The following is an 18,155-nucleotide window of genomic DNA, read 5'->3' as shown; positions in this document are numbered from 1 at the left end:
AATAAAACATTAAACAAGCAGGCGCCTAGAGTTGGAAGAATAACCGGCCATATTTCAAAGATTTAAATTTACGATAAATCATAACAAAATTAATCTGAGCTAGTATCATAAGTGCCATTAATAAAAGATAAGTGGAATACTTAAGGGAAAAGCTGAGCTCATTGCCGTTGTTAAATGTCCTATAGCACCAACTATCGCGCCAGCAGATCTTCTCATAGCTAGCAAGAGTATAAAAGCTGGACTTGAATCAAAAGCTACTGTCAAGAATAGCTTGAACTGTGCTAAGATGATTGACAATGACATCATATGAGCAAGGGTTACTAAATCTTTTGCCTTCATCTTACCTCCTTAAAAAAACCAGACTAGCTACTTGTCTGGTTAATAAACGTATTTGTTAACGAACCTTGTTACGAGACCTTGAGAAATAACAATCATCCTTGATAAAATAGGTAATCTGACTTAGATTTTCATCCATACAGTAGCAAGGGACTGCGCACGATTCTCACGTGCTTCCCCTATTCTATCTTAATTATCAAAGAGCTTAGCATCATTATAGCATAATTATTAAAGAAAATGACAATCCTAATTCTTATTAAAAAGAAGTAAAACAAACAGCATATAAATGATTTGACCAATTAAAGCAGCAGCTCCCATGGTATCTCCTGTCATACCTGAAATTTTATGATACACGAAATAGCGATAAAAATACATGGTAAGCAAAAGACTTATATAACTAAGTAGATACGGCCACCCTAATAGGAAAAAGAAGGCCATTGTTAAAATCTGACTGGCCACAATTTTCCAAGTAGAAACGCCTAGGAAAAGACTACCTAAGCCATTGGGGTTATCACCAACATACACTAACTGATAAAACATTAAGGGTAAACAGCTACGACCACTGGCAGCCCAAGCAATAACAAAGACTATTTCATTTTCAAAATAATTAATTAAAAACTCTCTTCCTAAAACAAAGGTAAGTAAAATAGTCGAAATTAAGATCAAAGCACCATTGGCTCCAATTGCTGAATCTTTCATAATTCGAACCATCTCATCAGCTTTTTTAGAGGATAATAGTCCGTCAGCAGTATCAGCCAAAGCATCATAATGAAAGCCTCTAGTTAGTAAAATATCCAAGATAATTAATAGAGACCATGCGATGGTGGATGAGAAAAAGTTACGAAATAAAAAAAAGAACAAAGCAAAGATTCCGGCATATATAAAAGCAAAAGCTGGGAAATAGATTACCCCTTTTTTTAATTTAGTAGCTGCTTGATCGACTGATTGATTAATTGGGATTGCTGTAAAAAATTGAAAATATAAAATAATAGACTCAATCAATATAGCTCACCCACCCATTTAATATCTTTAAAAATTGTCAATAAATTAGCTTTAAAAGCTGGTTTTATTACAATTAAGAGCGATGTTGCAGGCCCTGCTGATTGATAAAATTGAGGTAAATCTTGACCTAATCTAAAATCAAGTTGGTTAAATTTAGCCACTTGCTGTGCTTCAGCAATCGCACCTTTAGACCCAATTGGAACTATTTCATGAATGACATCTTTAAGATTTAATAAGTGGTAAAGCTCTTGATAACTAACTATTTGATCGACCTGGTCAATTAAATCCTGACCCATTAAAGGTTTTCCTATTTGATAGACTTGATCCCCTGGTTGGACTTTTTTTATTTTTAAATCAGCGATTTTGGCCTTTGCAAGCAAGGTGAGTCCAAGGGATGTCATCTTAGTTGGCATATTTTCCTCAGTTGAGCCATTCATTGCTAAATCAAAAAGACCTGCTAATGCCAGTTCTTTTTTTATACCATCAAGCATTAAATCTCCAGTTGGATTCATTTCATTGCCAAACATATTTATTAATAATTGTGGCTGGGCGTTTACAGAAAGAACCTCCATAAGTACCACGCGAACAGCAAAAGCTGCAGTAATTTGGGGTGAAACGCTTAAAACATCAGCTTCTTTTTGGCCGATTGAAGCTGAAGTGTCACAAGCAATAACTAAGGACTCATCATTACTTAATGGCATAATATGTATATCACGATATTTTTCCATTTCTACTCTCCTATCTCAATAACCTTCAAAGCTTCCTTTAGATTGTCCAACAAAGTCGATCCCTCTTCCCACTCTCTAGGTGTTCCTAAACTTGTTAAATAATAATTACATCCTTGCTTAGTCAGTTTCTGTCTGCGGTGGACATGTCCCATAAAACTATGACGGATGGGATATTTATCATAAAGAGGCTTAAGATCATCAGTAGAAATAAAAGCATTAAAATAATCTATGTCTTCTTGAAATTTAGGATCTGGTAAGATTTGCAAATCAAAATCTGTTACAAAATGAGTGACTAGAATATAATTAGCTTTGTTTAGGTAGATCATATCTTTTTCTATTGTTCTGGCAAATTCTCTTGAGACTTGGCGATCAGATTGCTGCCAATTAATATGTAGTTTATCCTCCCACTTATAACCTTGGTATCTACCTGCTTGAAGAAATTTTTCATCATGACGTCCAAAATTTCCCGAATGATTGTACCAAGCGGAGTGCCCGACTAATCCCCAATCTTGATTTAGAGAAAGTGGCTTTCCTATTAAACAGTTCGGATGGTTACAATAGCTATCATAAATAATTTGGGTTTCTTGATTAGTAGACCAATAATCGTGATTTCCTGGAACAAAATATAAAGGGATGGTTATGGCTGCTTGTAAGTCCTTAATGAATGAAAAAACTAAAGACTGATGATTCGCTATGTCTCCAGCTATAATTAAATAAGACAAATTCCACTCATCAGTTTCTTTAGCCAGTAAATCAATAATTGTTTGAGCGTAGGGCTCTGCTTGTAAATCAATATGGAGATCAGAAATAACACCAATCTTCATTTTCTATCTCCTCACAATTAATTTAAACCACTTAGCGAAACACTTTCCCCGATCTTACATACTTCGGTTCTGCTTGATTATTAAGGTGGTTAACTAAGCGACCACCTACAAACAAATAATCGGAAAGCCGATTAAGAAATTTTAAGACATTCGGATTTAACTTTTCAGAAATTGGTAGGCTAACCAGCCTTCTTTCAACTCTACGAGCAATACTACGAGCATATTGAAGTTGACTGGCTTCCATGGTTCCTCCAGGCAAGATAAAAGATTCAATAGGGTCAACTCTTTTATCGTAAGCATCAATTCGTTCTTCTAACCAAGTAATAGCAGTCTCTGTGGTACGATAAGGAATCTTTTCATCTGCGTTTGCAACATCTGTCCCACAATCAAATAGTAATTGTTGAATTTCTAATAAATCTTGACGAATTTCATCGGCTAAATTAGGGCTTGCAATAAGGATACCAATATAAGAATTGAGTTCATCAATACTTCCATATGCCTCAACTAAGGGGTTGTTTTTGGCTACCACACGGTTGCCAATTAAACGCGTATTCCCTTGATCTCCTGTTCGCGTATAAATTTTCATTGTTTTCTCACCTCTTTGATAGTTACTGAATCAGGTCGTTAAAATATTTCCAATCATGATAAATTATTTTTTTACGTGTAAAAGTAATTTTTTTCTCTTGAGTTAAATCTTTAATGACTCTTCCTGCTGTCTCTCTTGTCGTACCGGCTACTGTCGCCGCTTCGTTAATAGTCAATGGATGTGGAATAACCACATGATCACCCATAAAACGCCCCATATCATACATCCATAAAGCCAGGGTCTGAATTACTCGGCTAGAAGCACTTGGTATAGCCGTCATTTGCACACGTTTTTCCAAATAATATTGGACACTGGCTAAATTTTCATAAAGAAATTTGAATTGTTCCGCATTTTTAAAGACAATATTTTCCATTAGGTTTTTGGGGATGTAAGCTAAATCAACATCTGTAGCTGCATAGGCATCATAAAGATGGTGGTCTTTAAAAAAGAATTCCGCATAAGGAAAAAAACTTTCCTCCGCCACATAATCTAAGTAACAAAACTCTCCTGAAGCATTTTCTCTTTCAAGACGAACCAATCCTTTAAAGACGAAATAACAATAAATATTTGGATCATCTTGAAAAAAGATTAACTGACCTTTTGGAATGTGATGAAAAATAGAGTTAGAAGTAATTTGATTGACTTCATCAATTGAAAGTCGATTGAAAAAATCATAGTTATATATATCGTTAATATAATTTTCAATTGCCCGATTAACCATAAAGACCCCTTTCTTTGTCAAAGTAAATTGTTTACTGACGATAAAAGGAGTCTTTTGTATAGAAATTTAGTTTTCAATTTTCAAAATTCAATTCAAAAGATGCCACTATATTTACTCACCTTTTATGTCATTTATTCATAGATATTATCTCACTTGTGAATATATAAATCAAACAATGAAAGGTGTCCAATAAATGTTAACAGGAGGTTCTCATTACATCTTTTCAGGAGCGCCAATACCTAGCAATGATAATGCATCTTTTAGAACAATCGTAATCGCTTTAACCAATTGAATTCTTGATTCTAACTGATCATTTTCTTCCAAAATACGGACTTTGGCATAATACTTATTGGACAATTGTGCTAATTGAATAACATATTTTGCAATGACTGATGGTTCAAAATGCTCAGCTGCCTTAATAATGACTTCTGGATACTGTTTAATTAATTTAATGATTTCCCATGAGTGTTCATGATCTAAGTTCAACTCTTCCGTTGGCTTTATTTCCTTACTATATTTATTAAGCACTGTATTTAAACGCGCATAAGTATACTGAACATATGGACCAGTTTCACCTTCAAATTGAACGATATCATCTAAATTAAAATCAAAAGAGTTGAGACGATCTGCTTTTAAGTCATGGAAGACAACAGCCCCCACACCCACTTGTTTAGCAATCTCAGCTTTATTTTCTAAGTCAGGGTTCTTAGCTTTGATCTGTTTATCGGCAATTTCAATCGCTTCATTAAGCACTTTTTCAAGTAAAACTATCTTACCTTTACGAGTGGATAATTTTTTACCATTTAAAGTAATCAAGCCAAATGGAATATGGTGCATATTTTCAGCCCAATCGTTACCCATTTCATTTAAAACAGCTTTTAATTGTCTAAAGTGATCACTTTGCTCATTACCAACAACATATAAACTCATCACGAAATCAAAAGTACGCTTGCGATAGTAAGCAGTCGCTAAGTCTCTAGTCAGATACAAAGTAGCTCCATCTGATTTTTTAATTAAAGCAACAGGTAAGTGATACTTTTCAAGGTCAACAATTGTGGCTCCACGTTCGATTTTAGAGATATTATTATCTGCTAAATAATCTAAAACTTCGCCCATCTTATCATTATAGAACGATTCTCCAGTATAATAATCAAATTTAATATTTAAAAGATTGTAAACACGTTTAAATTCATTAATAGACTCTTCTTTAAACCAAGTCCATAGTCTATGATACTCTTCATTGCCATCTTCTAGGGCTCTGAAGACTTGTCTTGCCTGATCTTCTAATTCGGGATTTTCTTCAGCTTTTTCATGGAAATCAACATATAACTTTACTAATTCATTAACTGGATCTTTCCTTACTGTTTCTTCATCACCCCAACCTTGATAAGCAACAATTAATTTACCAAATTGCGTTCCCCAATCACCTAAGTGGTTAATACGAATAGGATTATAATTTAATTTTTCCAAAATTAAGGCAATCGAATTCCCTAATACGGTTGATCGTAAGTGTCCCATTGACATTGGCTTAGCGATATTAGGAGACGACATATCAATTGGAACGTTACCTCCTTTACCAATATCTGTTTGACCATAGCTTTCACCTTGTTCAAGTACTTCTTTTAAGACTTTGCTAGCCAAGTCGTCGCGCTTAATATAAAAGTTGATATAAGCTCCGACTACTTGAACTTTTTCAAATGCAGAAGTATCAATTTTTTCTGCTACTTCTTCAGCAATTTGATGGGGGGCTTTGCGAAATATTTTAGCCAAAGAGAAAACTGGAAAAGCATAGTCTCCGTGCTCATTATTATTAGGTTGTTCAATTAAATTTTCGATCTGTTCTTGGGTCAAGTGCTCTGATAATACAGGATATAAAGTTTCAACAACTTGCTTTTTTACTAACATAAAATCTTCCTTTCTATACAAAAAAGCCTCTAGAATTCCTTCTAGAGGCATATGGTTATACGCGGTACCACTCTAATTCACCTTAAATTTTAAGGTCTTAAATTGATAACGCAGTTGCCTACGTGATGAACTACTCATTTCATTCACCCAGATAATAAAGTGCGGTTCAATTAATTAAGACTCATCGGCTCCCATCATCCCAACTTGCTATTCAGTCTTGCATAATCTACTCTCTTTAAGATTTAATTATTAATTTTGTCTCATTGTATATTAATTTTAAAAAAATAACAAGCTCTTATTTTTTAATAATCGTTCCTGATTCATTTTCAATTAATGCTTGAAGATTTTCTAATGAAGTAATGACAGCCTTACCATGATCTGTATTTTCAACGAATGCAATAGCTGCTTCAACTTTTGGTAACATAGATCCCGGTGCAAACTGCTCTTCTTTAATATATTCTTTCAAGCTTTCGATCGAAACTTTTTCTAATTTTTTTTGATTTGGTTTGTTGTAGTTGACATAGACATAATCCACACCTGTTAGAACGATAAACAAGTCAGCTCCGAGATCGTTAGCTAGTTTTTGTGAAGCAAAGTCTTTGTCAATAACTGCTTCTACTCCAACTAATTGGCCATTGTCTTCAAGTACTGGGATACCGCCACCACCAGTTGCAACCACTACATTACCAGCATTTACTAAGGTATTGATGGAATCAACTTCTTTGATAGCAACTGGCTTAGGTGAAGCAACAACTTTACGCCATCCACGACCAGCATCTTCTTTAAAGCTAGCATCAGTTTCAGCCATTTGTTGTTTGGCTTCTTCTTCACTGTAGAATGGTCCAATTGGTTTTGATAAGTTATCAAAAGCTGGATCGTTTTTATCTACAATAACTTGAGTGACCAAACTAACTACTGGCTTATCGATACCTAATTTATTTAATTCATTTTGCATGGCATTTTGTAACCAATAACCAATTGAGCCTTCGGTCATAGCCACTAATGAATCTAATGGGAAAGCTGGGTTTTTCTCAGAATCAGCTGCAATATTTTGTAGCAATAGATTTCCAACTTGGGGACCATTACCGTGAGTAATAATAACCTCGTCTCCATTTTGAATTAATTTCACTAAATGTTTTGCTGTTTCTTTTAAAGCGTCTTTTTGTGCTTGAGCGCTTGGGTCGGAAGATAGAATCGCATTCCCACCTAAAGCGACAACAATTTTACGTTTTTTCATATATTCAATCCTTTCATTAGGCCTTAGTAACTAAAGCCTTCAATGCATGGGCATAGATTTCCATGGTTTGATAGAAATTATCGAGTGGCATTCTTTCATCTATTTGATGCATTGTATCTTCTACCCCTTCTTGAAGGGCACCAAATGCCACACAATTTTTCATTGTGCGAGCAAAGGTAGCGCCACCAGAAGAAATTGGTTCAGTCATATCGCCAGTTAAGTCGCGATATACTTTTAACAAAGTAGTTACTAACTCAGAGTCAACTGGAACATATAACGAAGCTAGATAATCAAACTCATTATACTTGAGTTTGTACTCTTTTGCTACTTTAGCTAATTGTTCTACCAATTGATCTTTGTCAGCAGTTACTGGAATACGCATATCAATACCTAGTTTGGACTCTTCAGCCGTAACCTCTAGGTTAGCAATGTTACATGTTAGGCTGCCAGATGCTTGGTCTTCAACCTCACCAAAGATACTCTTACCATTAACATCATTAGCAAAGTGATCTTTAACAAATTTTAAGACAGGATGGTCATATAATTCAGACATTCCTTCAATTAGATGCGTTAAAGCATTGTCTCCTTTTAAGGAGTCTTTAGAGTGAACGGATTTACCTAAAACGGTTAAAGTTTCACCGTCTACTTGGTATTTGTAGCCTAAATCCTCAAGAATTTGTACTAATTCATCTTTTTTATCACCCTTGTAAATAGCTTTATCAGGCACCACATTTAGGGCTCCTTTATTTTCCATTTCAAAAGCATCTGAACCTGGACCGGTGATGTGCAACTGTAGTAAGCCTTTTTCTGCATAGGTTAGAGGGAAAGATGAGTCAGGAACAATACCCATTGTTACTTGCTCTTCTTTTTCATTGTAACGGTTTAACCCACGCCACAAGTTCTCTTCGTCTGTTCCAAAGATAAAGCGAACACGTTTATTTAATTCATGTCCTTGGTCTAATAAAGCTTTTAATGCATACAAGGCAGCAATAGAAGGTCCTTTATCATCTTGTGTTCCACGACCAAATAAGGCTCCTTCACGGATATCCATTTCAAATGGAGGCGTTGTCCATTCATCTGGGTTTAAAGCTGGAACCACATCCAAGTGACATAGAACACCAAACAACTCTTCACCCTGACCCATTTCTGCATAACCATAATAACCCTCTGGATCAATATAGGTTTCCATGCCCATTTCTTGACAAGTTTTTAAAGCAAATTCTAGCATTTCTTGAATGGGTTGACCAAATGGAGTTTCCGCATCATTTTCATCTAATACAGATGGAATAGCAACCCATTGGCGCAAAGTTTCAATAGCTGGTTCTTGATGATTTTTAGTTAATTGGTAATCCATTTAAACACTCCTTTAAATTCCTAAGTAAGCTCCAATAAGTAGTAAAACAATGGTCACTACAAAGACTATGATAATCAAATTGCGCATAAATTTCCACCAAGTTGATAGGTCAATATTTGCAATTGCTAAAGCACCCATTACGACACCTGATGTTGGTGTAATTAGGTTAACAATACCACTGGCAGATTGGAAGGCAGTGACGACAATACTTTCTAATACATCAGCAAATTGGGCTAATGGCGCCATGATACCCATAGTAGCTGCTGCTAGACCAGAAGTCGATGGAATTAAGAAGGACATTGGGATATAGAAGATATAAGTTAAGACTGTGAAAACACCTTTTGGTAAATTCGCTAACCCTTGTTCTCCCCAGTGTAATACAGTAGCGGTGATTTGACCATCATTCATCACTACTTGAATACCACGAGCGACTGCAGCAATTAGAGCTACTGACATTAAATCTTTTACTCCCGCGATAAAGACTTCTACGAAACGATCTTCTTTAATTCCATAGTATGCTGCGATAATAACTGACATTAAGAAAAAGAGAACTGAAATCTCAACTAGATACCACATACCAAAAGGTAGGTCTTCTAAAGATTGTCCAATCAAATCTCCAATTACTGGTATGCCTAGTAGGAACTCATGAGCATTTTTAAAGAAAGTAAAGTTATTATTTAAATCTGTCCATGGAATTAAAGCTAAGATCATAATAACAAATGTAAGCGCAAATAACCAAAGAACGCCCTTTTGTTTTTTAGTAACTTTTGGCATATCTTCGGGCACTTTCCATTTTTCTTTGTCCGCTTCCATTTGATCAGCTATCAGAGAGTTATTCTTATCAGCCATTACCTTTTTAGCGTAGCGCGTAACATACCAAGCTCCAATTATATATGTGACTATCCAGAAAATTACTCTTAATACCATTCCATCTATTATTGATATACCAGCCATATTTGAAGCAATTGTGGTAGCAAATGGATTAACGGTTGAAGATAATACTCCTAATCCAGCCCCAATCAAAATTATCGCCACAGCCACTAAAGCATCAAACCCGACACCTACCATTAAGGGAATTAATAATGGATAAAAGGCCATGGTTTCCTCAGCCATACCATAGGTAGAGCCACCTAGTCCAAAAATAGCCATTAAGATCCAGATTAAACCGGTCATATTATTCTTATTGTTTTTGATAGTAGAGGCGATTCCGGCGTCAATAGCACCTGTTTCCGTAACAACTCCCAAGAATCCACCAACGATCATAACAAATAGCGAAACTTCAACAGCTCCCGGAGTGGTTTCAGTACCTAAAAACCCACGAATAGGTGCAGCAAATAAATCCCACAACCCTTGACGTGTACGCTCTACTGTGTGATAAGTTCCAGCAATAAAATTTCCTTCAGGATCCACCTCATAGGCGCCTGATGGAATAATCCACGTTAATACAGCGATAACCGCCGTAATAATAAATAGTATCGTAAAAGCATTCAACATCTTTCGTTTCTTCATCTTTTCCATTTTCTTCCTCCTCCTTTTTTAAAACAAAATCCGATTGCGGTTCATGGCCACAATCGGATTTCATGCCCCGTTTCACTTTTTATAGGGTAATGTTATTGTTATTAAGCTTTAGGAATGAACAAGTTCCCGTTAGTAACTGCCATAATCGCTTTGATTGAGTGCATACGGTTTTCAGCTTGTTCAAATTGACGGGCTTGTTTACTGCGGAATACTTCGTCAGTAATTTCCATTTCTTTAACACCGAATCTTTCTGCTACATCTTTACCATATTTTGTTTCTGTATCATGGAAAGCTGGTAAGCAGTGAAGGATAATATAATCTCCCTCAATTAAGTCAGTCAATTCTTTATTGATTTGGTATGGTTTTAATAAGTTAACACGTTCTTCGAACTTGTCTTCTTCACCCATTGAAACCCAAACGTCTGTATATAATGCATCAGCATCTTTAACAGCGGCTTTAATATCAGATGTAATTTCAATAGTAGCACCTGATTCTTTCGCGTACTCTTGAGCTTTTGCTACCAATTCTTCATCTGGGAATAATTCTTCTGGTGAAGCGATGGTCACATTAACACCGATAATAGCCCCAGTGATGAATAATGAATTAGCCACATTATTACGACCGTCACCACAATATACTAACTTTTTGCCCTTTAGCTCTCCAAAATTTTCTTTTAAGGTCATATAATCAGCAATCATTTGAGTTGGATGCCATTCATCAGTTAAACCGTTCCACACAGGAACTCCAGCGTATTTACCTAAGTCTTCGACCATCTCTTGACTGAAACCACGGAATTCAATACCGTCGAACATGCTACCTAAAACGCGTGCTGTATCTTCTACAGATTCTTTTTTACCTAATTGAATGTCATTAGCACCTAAGAATTCTGGAGCCGCACCTAAGTCATTAGCAGCTACTGTAAAGGCTGCTCTTGTACGAGTAGATGTTTTTTCAAATAATAGACAAATGTTTTGTCCTTTTAAATACTCGTGTGGAATCCCACGTTTTTTCAAGTCTTTTAAGTGAATTGAGAAATCAATTAAGTAGTTTAATTCGTCGGCAGTAAAGTCGATTTCTTTTAAAAAGTTTCTTCCTTGGAACATAAATTCCCTCCTATATCTGTGTGTTTATCAAAAAAATTAAATATCTTCGCGAACAAATGGCATTGACATGCAACGAGGACCACCACGACCACGTACTAATTCACTACCTTCGATTTGGTGAATCTTAATACCATTTTCAATCAATAATTTGTTGGTTACAGTATTACGGTTGTAAACAATTACTTCACCTGGTGCTACCGTTAAGGTGTTGGCACCATCGTTCCATTGTTCACGTGCTCCAGCTACGATGTCATCACCACCACAACGGATTAAGGTAACTTTTTCTAAACCTAAAGCTTCTGCTAAGATGTCTTCTAACAGCCCTTCTTTTTCAGTCACCTTGATTTCACCATTTTCACCAGGAGTTACTGAGAAGACTTTTAATTCGCCTTCAATTTCAGGGTGGATAGTGAATTTATCATAATCGATCATAGTAAATACAGTATCTAAATGCATGAATTTACGGTTGTTATCGATTAAGAATGCTAATACTTCTTTGAATTCAGTCTCTTTAAATAAGTTGCGAGCTAATTTCTCGATTGAATATTTATCAGTACGTTGAGAAATCCCAACTGCTAGAGTGTTTTTAGATAAAACTAACTCATCTCCACCTTCGATACGTGTATCTTCATCACGTTCATAATAAAGGGTAGTTCCTTTATATTCTGGGTGATAGTTAAAGATATATTTTCCATATAATGTTTCACGGTTACGTGTATCTGAGTACATGTGGTTAAGAGAAACACCGTTACCCATCGTTGCAAAGGGATCTCGAGTGAAGTATAAGTTTGGCATTGGGTCCACTAAAAAAGGATAGTTTGACAGCAATTCATCAAAACCATTTGATTCATGCTTAATCTCACTCTTCTTGAATCCTTCCATCGTTTTTAATACCATTTCATAGATATCTTCCATATCCATTAAATACTGTTTAACTTGGTCATAATTTTGGCCTGGCTCTAACCCTGTTTCAGCCATCCACTCATCAACAAATTGTTCTTTCAATCCTTCTGCATCAATTGCTTCAGCCACTAATTTTTCCAAATAAAGTACTTCAACACCTAGGCTTTCTAATAACTTAGCAAATTCATCGTGTTCTTTTTGCGCTGCTTCAAGATAAGGAATATCATCAAACAATAAGCGTTCAAGGTAATCTGGCATCAAATTTTCTAATTCTTTACCCGGACGGTGAAGCATTACTTTCTTCAAGCGACCAATTTCAGAATTAACATTAATACTGTGGGACATTTTATTTCCTCCTTAATTATTTGTTAACTCTAGTCTAACATACGATAGAAAACGTTTCCGTTAAATCGGTCACTTCGATAAATTGAATTGATAACATTCTAAATGAGATATTCATCACATTTATCCCTTAAATTTTAGAATACCACTATCTTTCGTCAGAAAGATAGTGGTATTAATAACTACTTCAAATTTTAATGGGAATTATTTTTTAGCTTTTAATTGTAAATATAACTCATCCAATTGATCGGTCGAAACATGACTTGGTGCATCTGTTAATAAGTCGTGACCACGACCATTCTTTGGAAAGGCAATGACTTCACGAATATTAGGCTCTTGAGCAAGTATCATCACTAATCGATCTAAGCCTAAAGCGATACCACCATGAGGAGGGAAGCCGTAATCCATTGCTTCTAATAAGAAACCAAATTGACTTTTAGCTTCTTCAGCAGTAAATCCTAATAATTCAAACATTTGATCTTGCATCTCACGTTGATAAATTCTTAGAGATCCACCTCCCACTTCATAACCATTAAGAACAATGTCGTAGGCTTTAGCTTTAGCATCCGCTGGATTGTCTTTTAATGCTTGGACATCGTCGTTTTGCGGAGCAGTAAACGGATGATGCATAGCAACATATCTTTGATTATCTTCATCATATTCAAATAATGGCCAATCGGTAACCCACAAAAAAGCTAACTCTTCAACATCGTATAAGGTGTGTTTCTTGGCTAAATGATTACGTAAAGCGCCTAAGGAATCAGCAATGACACTGGCTTGATCAGCCACAAAGAAGAGGATGTCTCCCTCTTTAGCTTCCAACGTCTCTTTAATCTGGTCTTGGTCTTCTTCAGTAAAGAATTTAGCGATTGGTCCATTAAAGCCTTCCTCTAATACTTTAATCCACGCTAAGCCTTTAGCTCCATAGGGTTTAACAACTTCTGATAAGGCATCTGCTGTCTTGCGTGTGTATTCATCAGCTAAGCCTTTAAGGTTTATGGCTTTGACTTGCCCTCCATCTTTTACAGCATTTTTAAAGACGCCAAATTCACTATGTTCAGCCCATTGAGAGAGGTCTTTTAATTTCATGTCAAAGCGAATATCTGGTTTATCTGACCCGTATTCTTCCATTGCTTGAGCATAAGTCATGGTTGGGAATGCTTGCTTAATTTCTACTCCTCTTGTTTCTTTGACAACTTCTTTTAGCATCTCTTCTATATATGATTGAATATCTTCTTGACCTAAAAAGCTGGTTTCAATATCGACTTGGGTAAATTCTGGTTGACGGTCACCACGTAAATCTTCGTCTCGGAAGCATTTAACTATTTGATAATAGCGATCCATGCCTGCACCCATCAGCAGTTGCTTAAATAGTTGGGGTGATTGAGGTAATGCAAAAAAGGATCCCCCTTCACGGCGAGTAGGTACTAAATAGTCTCTAGCACCTTCCGGAGTGGATTTGGTTAACATAGGTGTCTCAACATCAACAAATCCTCTTTGGTCTAAGAAATTACGGATTGTTCGCGTTACATTATGACGTAGGCGAATATTTGCTTGCATTTTAGGACGACGTAAGTCTAACATACGATTTCTTAAGCGAACTTCTTCATCCACATCCAAATCATTTTCAATATATATAGCAGGCGTTTTAGCTTTAGTATAGATGGTTAAAGCATTGGCATACAGCTCAAAACGTCCTGTTTTAACTTGCTTATTCATTTGATTGTTTTCTCTTAATGCCAATTCTCCAGTCACTTCAATAATGTATTCTGAACGAATCCGATTGGCTAGCTCAAAATCTTCTTTTGAAAGTCTCTCAGCATTAAAGACCACTTGACAAAAGCCTTCACGATCACGTAAATCAACAAAAATTAAACTCCCTAAATCTCTTCTTTTTTGTACCCATCCTTTTAATGTGATCTCTTTACCAAGGTACTGTTCATCTACTAATCCACAATATACAGTTCTTTCTGTCATTTTATTCACCCCTAAAATATTTATCAATTACACTCGTATCCGTTGTTAAACGGCGATAAACGCCATAAAAATCAGACCATAAGTCACCTTTTGAAATCTCGGTCTCAGTCCCATTTTCTTGATTTTTAACAACTAATATCTCAGACTCAACTTCTTGCTCACCCAACATAATAGTTAATTTGGCCCCTAATTTGCCGGCTGTTTTAAACTGAGACTTTATGCTTCTAAATAAGTAATCTCTTTCTGCAATCAATCCAGCATATCTAGCCTTTTGAACTAACTCGGTTGCTAATTGATTAACCGACTCATCACGACATAAGACATATAAGTCTAGAGGCTCATATGGTGGAATGTCAATCTTTTGTTGATCCATTAATAACATGAGACGTTCAAGCCCTAATCCAAAACCAAAGCCAGGCTTCTCAGGTCCGCCTATTTGTTGAACCAGTCCATCATAGCGACCACCACCACAAACCGTTGATTGAGCACCAATCCGATTATCATCTACTACAAACTCGAAAATAGTATCCTGATAATAATCCAAACCTCTTACCACCTTGTCATTGACTTCAAAAGGTATTTCTAGTTGCTTGAGCATGGATTGAACTTGTCCAAAATGCTCCTTACTCTCTTTAGATAAATAATCTAAAATACTTGGAGCCTCTTTTACATAAGCTTTATCCTTAGCATCTTTTGAATCTAGTACACGCAGTGGATTGTCATGCAGTCTTTTTTTAGAATCATCACTTAAATTATGAATATGTGGCTCAAAATAAGCAATAAGCGCTTGACGATAAGCCTGCCGATCGTTTGGCTTTCCTAGTGAGTTAATTTGTAAAGTAATATTTTTTAAACCTAACTCTTGAAAGAAATGCCAAGCTAAACTGATAACTTCCACATCCGTTGCTGGATTTTCTGACCCGAAAACTTCGACGCCCATTTGATTGAACTGTCGTTGACGTCCTGCTTGGGGTCTTTCGTAACGAAAGTAAGGACCTAAATAATAAACCTTAAAAGGCTGTGCATGTTCTGGACCAAACAATTTATTCTCAACATATGCTCTCACAACACCCGCAGTCCCTTCGGGGCGTAAACTAATATGTCGTTCTCCTTTATCATAGAAGTCATACATTTCTTTAGAGACAATATCTGAAGTATTACCAACTGAACGTGAAAATAAATCATAGGACTCAAAAAGCGGTGTCCGTATTTCACGATACATATATTGATCAAATAAATCTCTTGCTACATCTTCGACATATTGCCAACGATAACTATCCTCTGGCAAGATATCAACGGTGCCTTTCATCTTTTGAATCATTCTACCCCTCCTAATATAAAAGCGCCCTAAGTTTTCACTTAGGACGCATTAACGTGGTACCACCTATATTTGTAATGAATTTATCCATTACCTCTTAATCGTAACGTGATTGACGGAATAACTTTTGATTATTCTTCTCCATAGTGTCTTCACTCTCAAATGCAACTTTTCACTCAACGTTGCTCACTGTATATTACAGAGCTACTTGTCTATTTCACCGAATTGATTAATTATGTTCAGATTACTCAATGATGATTGATTTGTCAAGTTGAATTAAAATTCTTCTTTAGTTTACTTTATAGCAAATGATTAACAATCTAGTTACTATTGTGTAACAGTCCATCTAGAGTTGACCTTTAATTCAATTAATCAACTATAATGCAATTAATAGAGGAATAGTGGAGGAATATAGGATGGCTATCGTTTGGACCAAAAATTTGAAACACTTAACTAAAAAGCGACTTACTCCTTTCTTATTAACACTTATAATTAGCGTCATAACAGTATGGGGAATTGTTAATCTTAGCAATTTAAAAGCTTTACCAATTGATCGTCAAGGAATCGTTCTGCACTCTTTTCCAACTACTAATTCCGAGGTTTTAACCGAAATTGATCCTGACTTTCCTATTGAAATTATTCAAGAACAAACCGGTTGGCTTAAAGTACGCTATCAAGGGAAAGTTGAAGGTTGGTTACCCAAGTGGCTAATCGAAAACAAGGAACTTAAAAGTGACCAAGATTTAGCAGCCTCTTTTGAAAAATCAACGGCTCTTTATCAAAAAGCTGATTCTAAAAGTCCTATTCTCTCAAATATTCCTAAGGAAAGCCTCATCCCTATTAATTATATAGAAAAAAATTGGGCTCAAGTTAATTATCAAGGTAAACCAGCCTTTGTAAACATAAACGAGATAGAATTATTGAATCGACAAGACGCGGAGCGTTTAATTGCCGAAAAGAATGCTTTAGATAGCAGAATTAATAAAAAAGAAAAAGAAAAAGAAAGCTTGAAAAACAAGCTTATCATGCGCAAAAAAGAAGAATACTTATTAGAAGAAGCAGACTTTTTTTCTAATATGATTTATCAAACGAATTACCTACAAGAATTTACAAGGCTTGATTATGTTGAATATAGTCCTCAGGAATCATTTTACTACGTAGAAGATAGTCAAGGAGTTAAAGGATATATTGATTCCTTCTCTCTATCTGAGCCTTACTATTCAATTGACCATCGCTTTCTACCTATTAAATCTGAACTCCAACAAGCGACCATCATGCTAGACCCTGGCCATGGTGGAGAAGACCCAGGTACATTGAGTAAAGATCAAAAGTATGCTGAAAAAAGCTTTACCTATAAGATTGCTAAAGTATTAAAGAAAACACTTGAAGCTTTCGGGGCTAAAGTTATCTTAACTAATGAAAGCGACCAATTTTTAGACCTCGCTGAAAGGGTTAAAATCAGTAACCAAAAACAGCCAGACTTATTTCTTTCGTTACATTTCGATTCCTCCTATGACACTCAGGTCAAAGGTGTTCGTACATATTTCTATCATTTAAATGACGAAGAATTTGCGAAGACCTTACATTCTGGGTTGATAACATCTGGTCGACCTAATTTGGGTGTGGAGTATGGAAACTTTCATGTTTTACGCGAAAATACCGTCCCCTCCCTCTTGCTCGAACTCGGTTATATTACAAACAGCGAAGACTTGGAGTTAATGTTAACGGATGACTACCATCAAAAATTAGCTGATGCTATTACTGAAGGACTCTCAACTTATTTTAATCAAGTTGGAAATCAATTAGAAATAAATACCCCTGATAGATAAGGTCTCTATCAGGGGTATTGTTTACTCATTGGAGTCCAAAATTATTGTAACAGGTCCATTGTTTTCAAATTCAACTTTCATGTCAGCTCCAAAAATACCTGTTTTAGCTTTAAAACCTTTTTTGTCAATCTCTTGGTTGAAATAATGGTATAATTCTTCAGCCTGGTCTGGTTTTGCAGCATTGGTAAAGCTAGGGCGATTCCCTTTCTTACAAGAAGCGTACAGGGTAAATTGACTGACTGAGAGAATACTGCCGCCAGTATCTTTCAACGATAAATTCATTTTTCCTTCTTCATCGTCAAAAATCCGCATAGTTACAATTTTTCTAGCACAATACTCACAGTCTTTAACCGTATCTTCAGGTCCAAATCCGACTAAAAGTAGAAGTCCTTCTTTAATGGCTCCTACTACTTCTTCATTAACTGTTACACTGGCATGGTTCACTCTTTGAATAACTACTTTCATTTGACCT

At 35.9% G+C, this 18,155-nt stretch carries 16 protein-coding genes, 1 riboswitch and 1 other annotated feature; of the genes, 1 reads left to right on the top strand and 15 read right to left on the bottom strand.

Going from position 1 to position 18,155, the window contains the following annotated elements:
• Positions 1-117: 117 nt before the first annotated feature.
• From ACQV2Q_RS01430 to hisS, 14 genes are all read right to left on the bottom strand, one after another.
• Positions 118-339 (bottom strand): hypothetical protein, encoded by a 222-nt coding sequence (locus tag ACQV2Q_RS01430; RefSeq protein ID WP_428873824.1) that lies wholly within the window; start codon positions 337-339, stop codon positions 118-120.
• 100 nt (positions 340-439) lie between these two features.
• Positions 440-534, bottom strand: a riboswitch (adenosylcobalamin-variant (AdoCbl-variant) riboswitch).
• A 48-nt stretch (positions 535-582) separates the two neighbouring features.
• Complete coding sequence (locus ACQV2Q_RS01425; RefSeq protein ID WP_428874670.1) at positions 583-1,338, bottom strand: adenosylcobinamide-GDP ribazoletransferase; 756 nt, start codon at positions 1,336-1,338, stop codon at positions 583-585.
• A complete protein-coding gene (locus ACQV2Q_RS01420) occupies positions 1,335-2,066 on the bottom strand; it encodes a hypothetical protein (protein WP_428873826.1) in 732 nt (243 codons plus the stop codon). The genes ACQV2Q_RS01425 and ACQV2Q_RS01420 overlap by 4 nt, the downstream gene beginning before the upstream one ends.
• A gap of 2 nt (positions 2,067-2,068) precedes the next feature.
• Positions 2,069-2,890 (bottom strand): metallophosphoesterase, encoded by an 822-nt coding sequence (locus tag ACQV2Q_RS01415; protein WP_428876424.1) that lies wholly within the window; start codon positions 2,888-2,890, stop codon positions 2,069-2,071.
• A gap of 31 nt (positions 2,891-2,921) precedes the next feature.
• The gene (locus ACQV2Q_RS01410) at positions 2,922-3,476 is read right to left on the bottom strand and encodes a cob(I)yrinic acid a,c-diamide adenosyltransferase (RefSeq protein ID WP_428874667.1); all 555 of its coding nucleotides are present in this window, start codon (positions 3,474-3,476) and stop codon (positions 2,922-2,924) included.
• 22 nt (positions 3,477-3,498) lie between these two features.
• The gene (locus ACQV2Q_RS01405; protein ID WP_428873830.1) at positions 3,499-4,197 is read right to left on the bottom strand and encodes a Crp/Fnr family transcriptional regulator; all 699 of its coding nucleotides are present in this window, start codon (positions 4,195-4,197) and stop codon (positions 3,499-3,501) included.
• A gap of 213 nt (positions 4,198-4,410) precedes the next feature.
• Complete coding sequence (gene argS, locus ACQV2Q_RS01400; protein WP_428881717.1) at positions 4,411-6,102, bottom strand: arginine--tRNA ligase; 1,692 nt, start codon at positions 6,100-6,102, stop codon at positions 4,411-4,413.
• Between the two features lie 295 nt (positions 6,103-6,397).
• Complete coding sequence (arcC, locus tag ACQV2Q_RS01395; protein ID WP_428873832.1) at positions 6,398-7,339, bottom strand: carbamate kinase; 942 nt, start codon at positions 7,337-7,339, stop codon at positions 6,398-6,400.
• A 16-nt stretch (positions 7,340-7,355) separates the two neighbouring features.
• A complete protein-coding gene (locus tag ACQV2Q_RS01390; protein ID WP_428873833.1) occupies positions 7,356-8,693 on the bottom strand; it encodes a M20 family metallopeptidase in 1,338 nt (445 codons plus the stop codon).
• A 12-nt stretch (positions 8,694-8,705) separates the two neighbouring features.
• Entirely contained in the window at positions 8,706-10,211 is a 1,506-nt protein-coding gene (locus ACQV2Q_RS01385) for a YfcC family protein (protein ID WP_428873834.1), read from the bottom strand.
• A gap of 101 nt (positions 10,212-10,312) precedes the next feature.
• Positions 10,313-11,314 carry an ornithine carbamoyltransferase gene (gene argF, locus ACQV2Q_RS01380; protein WP_428874663.1) on the bottom strand — a complete coding sequence of 334 codons (1,002 nt, stop codon included), beginning with the start codon at positions 11,312-11,314 and terminating at the stop codon, positions 10,313-10,315.
• A 36-nt stretch (positions 11,315-11,350) separates the two neighbouring features.
• The gene (gene arcA / locus ACQV2Q_RS01375) at positions 11,351-12,562 is read right to left on the bottom strand and encodes an arginine deiminase (RefSeq protein WP_428881716.1); all 1,212 of its coding nucleotides are present in this window, start codon (positions 12,560-12,562) and stop codon (positions 11,351-11,353) included.
• A gap of 201 nt (positions 12,563-12,763) precedes the next feature.
• Entirely contained in the window at positions 12,764-14,536 is a 1,773-nt protein-coding gene (gene aspS, locus ACQV2Q_RS01370; protein ID WP_428876420.1) for an aspartate--tRNA ligase, read from the bottom strand.
• A 1-nt stretch (position 14,537) separates the two neighbouring features.
• On the bottom strand, positions 14,538-15,857 hold the full coding sequence (hisS, locus tag ACQV2Q_RS01365) for a histidine--tRNA ligase (protein ID WP_428881715.1): 1,320 nt from the start codon (positions 15,855-15,857) through the stop codon (positions 14,538-14,540).
• Between the two features lie 36 nt (positions 15,858-15,893).
• Positions 15,894-16,084: a binding site (T-box leader), on the bottom strand.
• Between the two features lie 186 nt (positions 16,085-16,270).
• Here hisS and ACQV2Q_RS01360 point away from each other — a divergent pair.
• Positions 16,271-17,683: an N-acetylmuramoyl-L-alanine amidase gene (locus tag ACQV2Q_RS01360; RefSeq protein WP_428881714.1), complete on the top strand. Its 1,413-nt coding sequence runs from the start codon at positions 16,271-16,273 to the stop codon at positions 17,681-17,683.
• A 21-nt stretch (positions 17,684-17,704) separates the two neighbouring features.
• On the opposite strand, the gene dtd is transcribed toward ACQV2Q_RS01360, so the two are convergent.
• On the bottom strand, positions 17,705-18,148 hold the full coding sequence (gene dtd / locus ACQV2Q_RS01355) for a D-aminoacyl-tRNA deacylase (RefSeq protein WP_428881713.1): 444 nt from the start codon (positions 18,146-18,148) through the stop codon (positions 17,705-17,707).
• Positions 18,149-18,155: the final 7 nt, after the last annotated feature.

The sequence above is a fragment of the Facklamia sp. P12950 genome (genome assembly GCF_050409465.1).
Classification (GTDB): Bacteria; Bacillota; Bacilli; order Lactobacillales; family Aerococcaceae; genus Facklamia.
This window is presented reverse-complemented; position numbering and strand designations above follow the sequence as displayed.

Excerpts from the sequence above, each read along its gene's own strand:
- aspS (WP_428876420.1), bottom strand. The coding sequence starts at position 14,536 with ATGACAGAAAGAACTGTATATTGTGGATTAGTAGATGAACAGTACCTT.
- hisS (WP_428881715.1), bottom strand. The coding sequence starts at position 15,857 with ATGATTCAAAAGATGAAAGGCACCGTTGATATCTTGCCAGAGGATAGT.
- ACQV2Q_RS01385 (WP_428873834.1), bottom strand. The coding sequence starts at position 10,211 with ATGGAAAAGATGAAGAAACGAAAGATGTTGAATGCTTTTACGATACTA.
- argF (WP_428874663.1), bottom strand. The coding sequence starts at position 11,314 with ATGTTCCAAGGAAGAAACTTTTTAAAAGAAATCGACTTTACTGCCGAC.
- ACQV2Q_RS01415 (WP_428876424.1), bottom strand. The coding sequence starts at position 2,890 with ATGAAGATTGGTGTTATTTCTGATCTCCATATTGATTTACAAGCAGAG.
- ACQV2Q_RS01360 (WP_428881714.1), top strand. The coding sequence starts at position 16,271 with ATGGCTATCGTTTGGACCAAAAATTTGAAACACTTAACTAAAAAGCGA.
- ACQV2Q_RS01405 (WP_428873830.1), bottom strand. The coding sequence starts at position 4,197 with ATGGTTAATCGGGCAATTGAAAATTATATTAACGATATATATAACTAT.
- arcC (WP_428873832.1), bottom strand. The coding sequence starts at position 7,339 with ATGAAAAAACGTAAAATTGTTGTCGCTTTAGGTGGGAATGCGATTCTA.
- ACQV2Q_RS01390 (WP_428873833.1), bottom strand. The coding sequence starts at position 8,693 with ATGGATTACCAATTAACTAAAAATCATCAAGAACCAGCTATTGAAACT.
- arcA (WP_428881716.1), bottom strand. The coding sequence starts at position 12,562 with ATGTCCCACAGTATTAATGTTAATTCTGAAATTGGTCGCTTGAAGAAA.
- ACQV2Q_RS01430 (WP_428873824.1), bottom strand. The coding sequence starts at position 339 with ATGAAGGCAAAAGATTTAGTAACCCTTGCTCATATGATGTCATTGTCA.
- argS (WP_428881717.1), bottom strand. The coding sequence starts at position 6,102 with ATGTTAGTAAAAAAGCAAGTTGTTGAAACTTTATATCCTGTATTATCA.
- ACQV2Q_RS01410 (WP_428874667.1), bottom strand. The coding sequence starts at position 3,476 with ATGAAAATTTATACGCGAACAGGAGATCAAGGGAATACGCGTTTAATT.
- dtd (WP_428881713.1), bottom strand. The coding sequence starts at position 18,148 with ATGAAAGTAGTTATTCAAAGAGTGAACCATGCCAGTGTAACAGTTAAT.
- ACQV2Q_RS01420 (WP_428873826.1), bottom strand. The coding sequence starts at position 2,066 with ATGGAAAAATATCGTGATATACATATTATGCCATTAAGTAATGATGAG.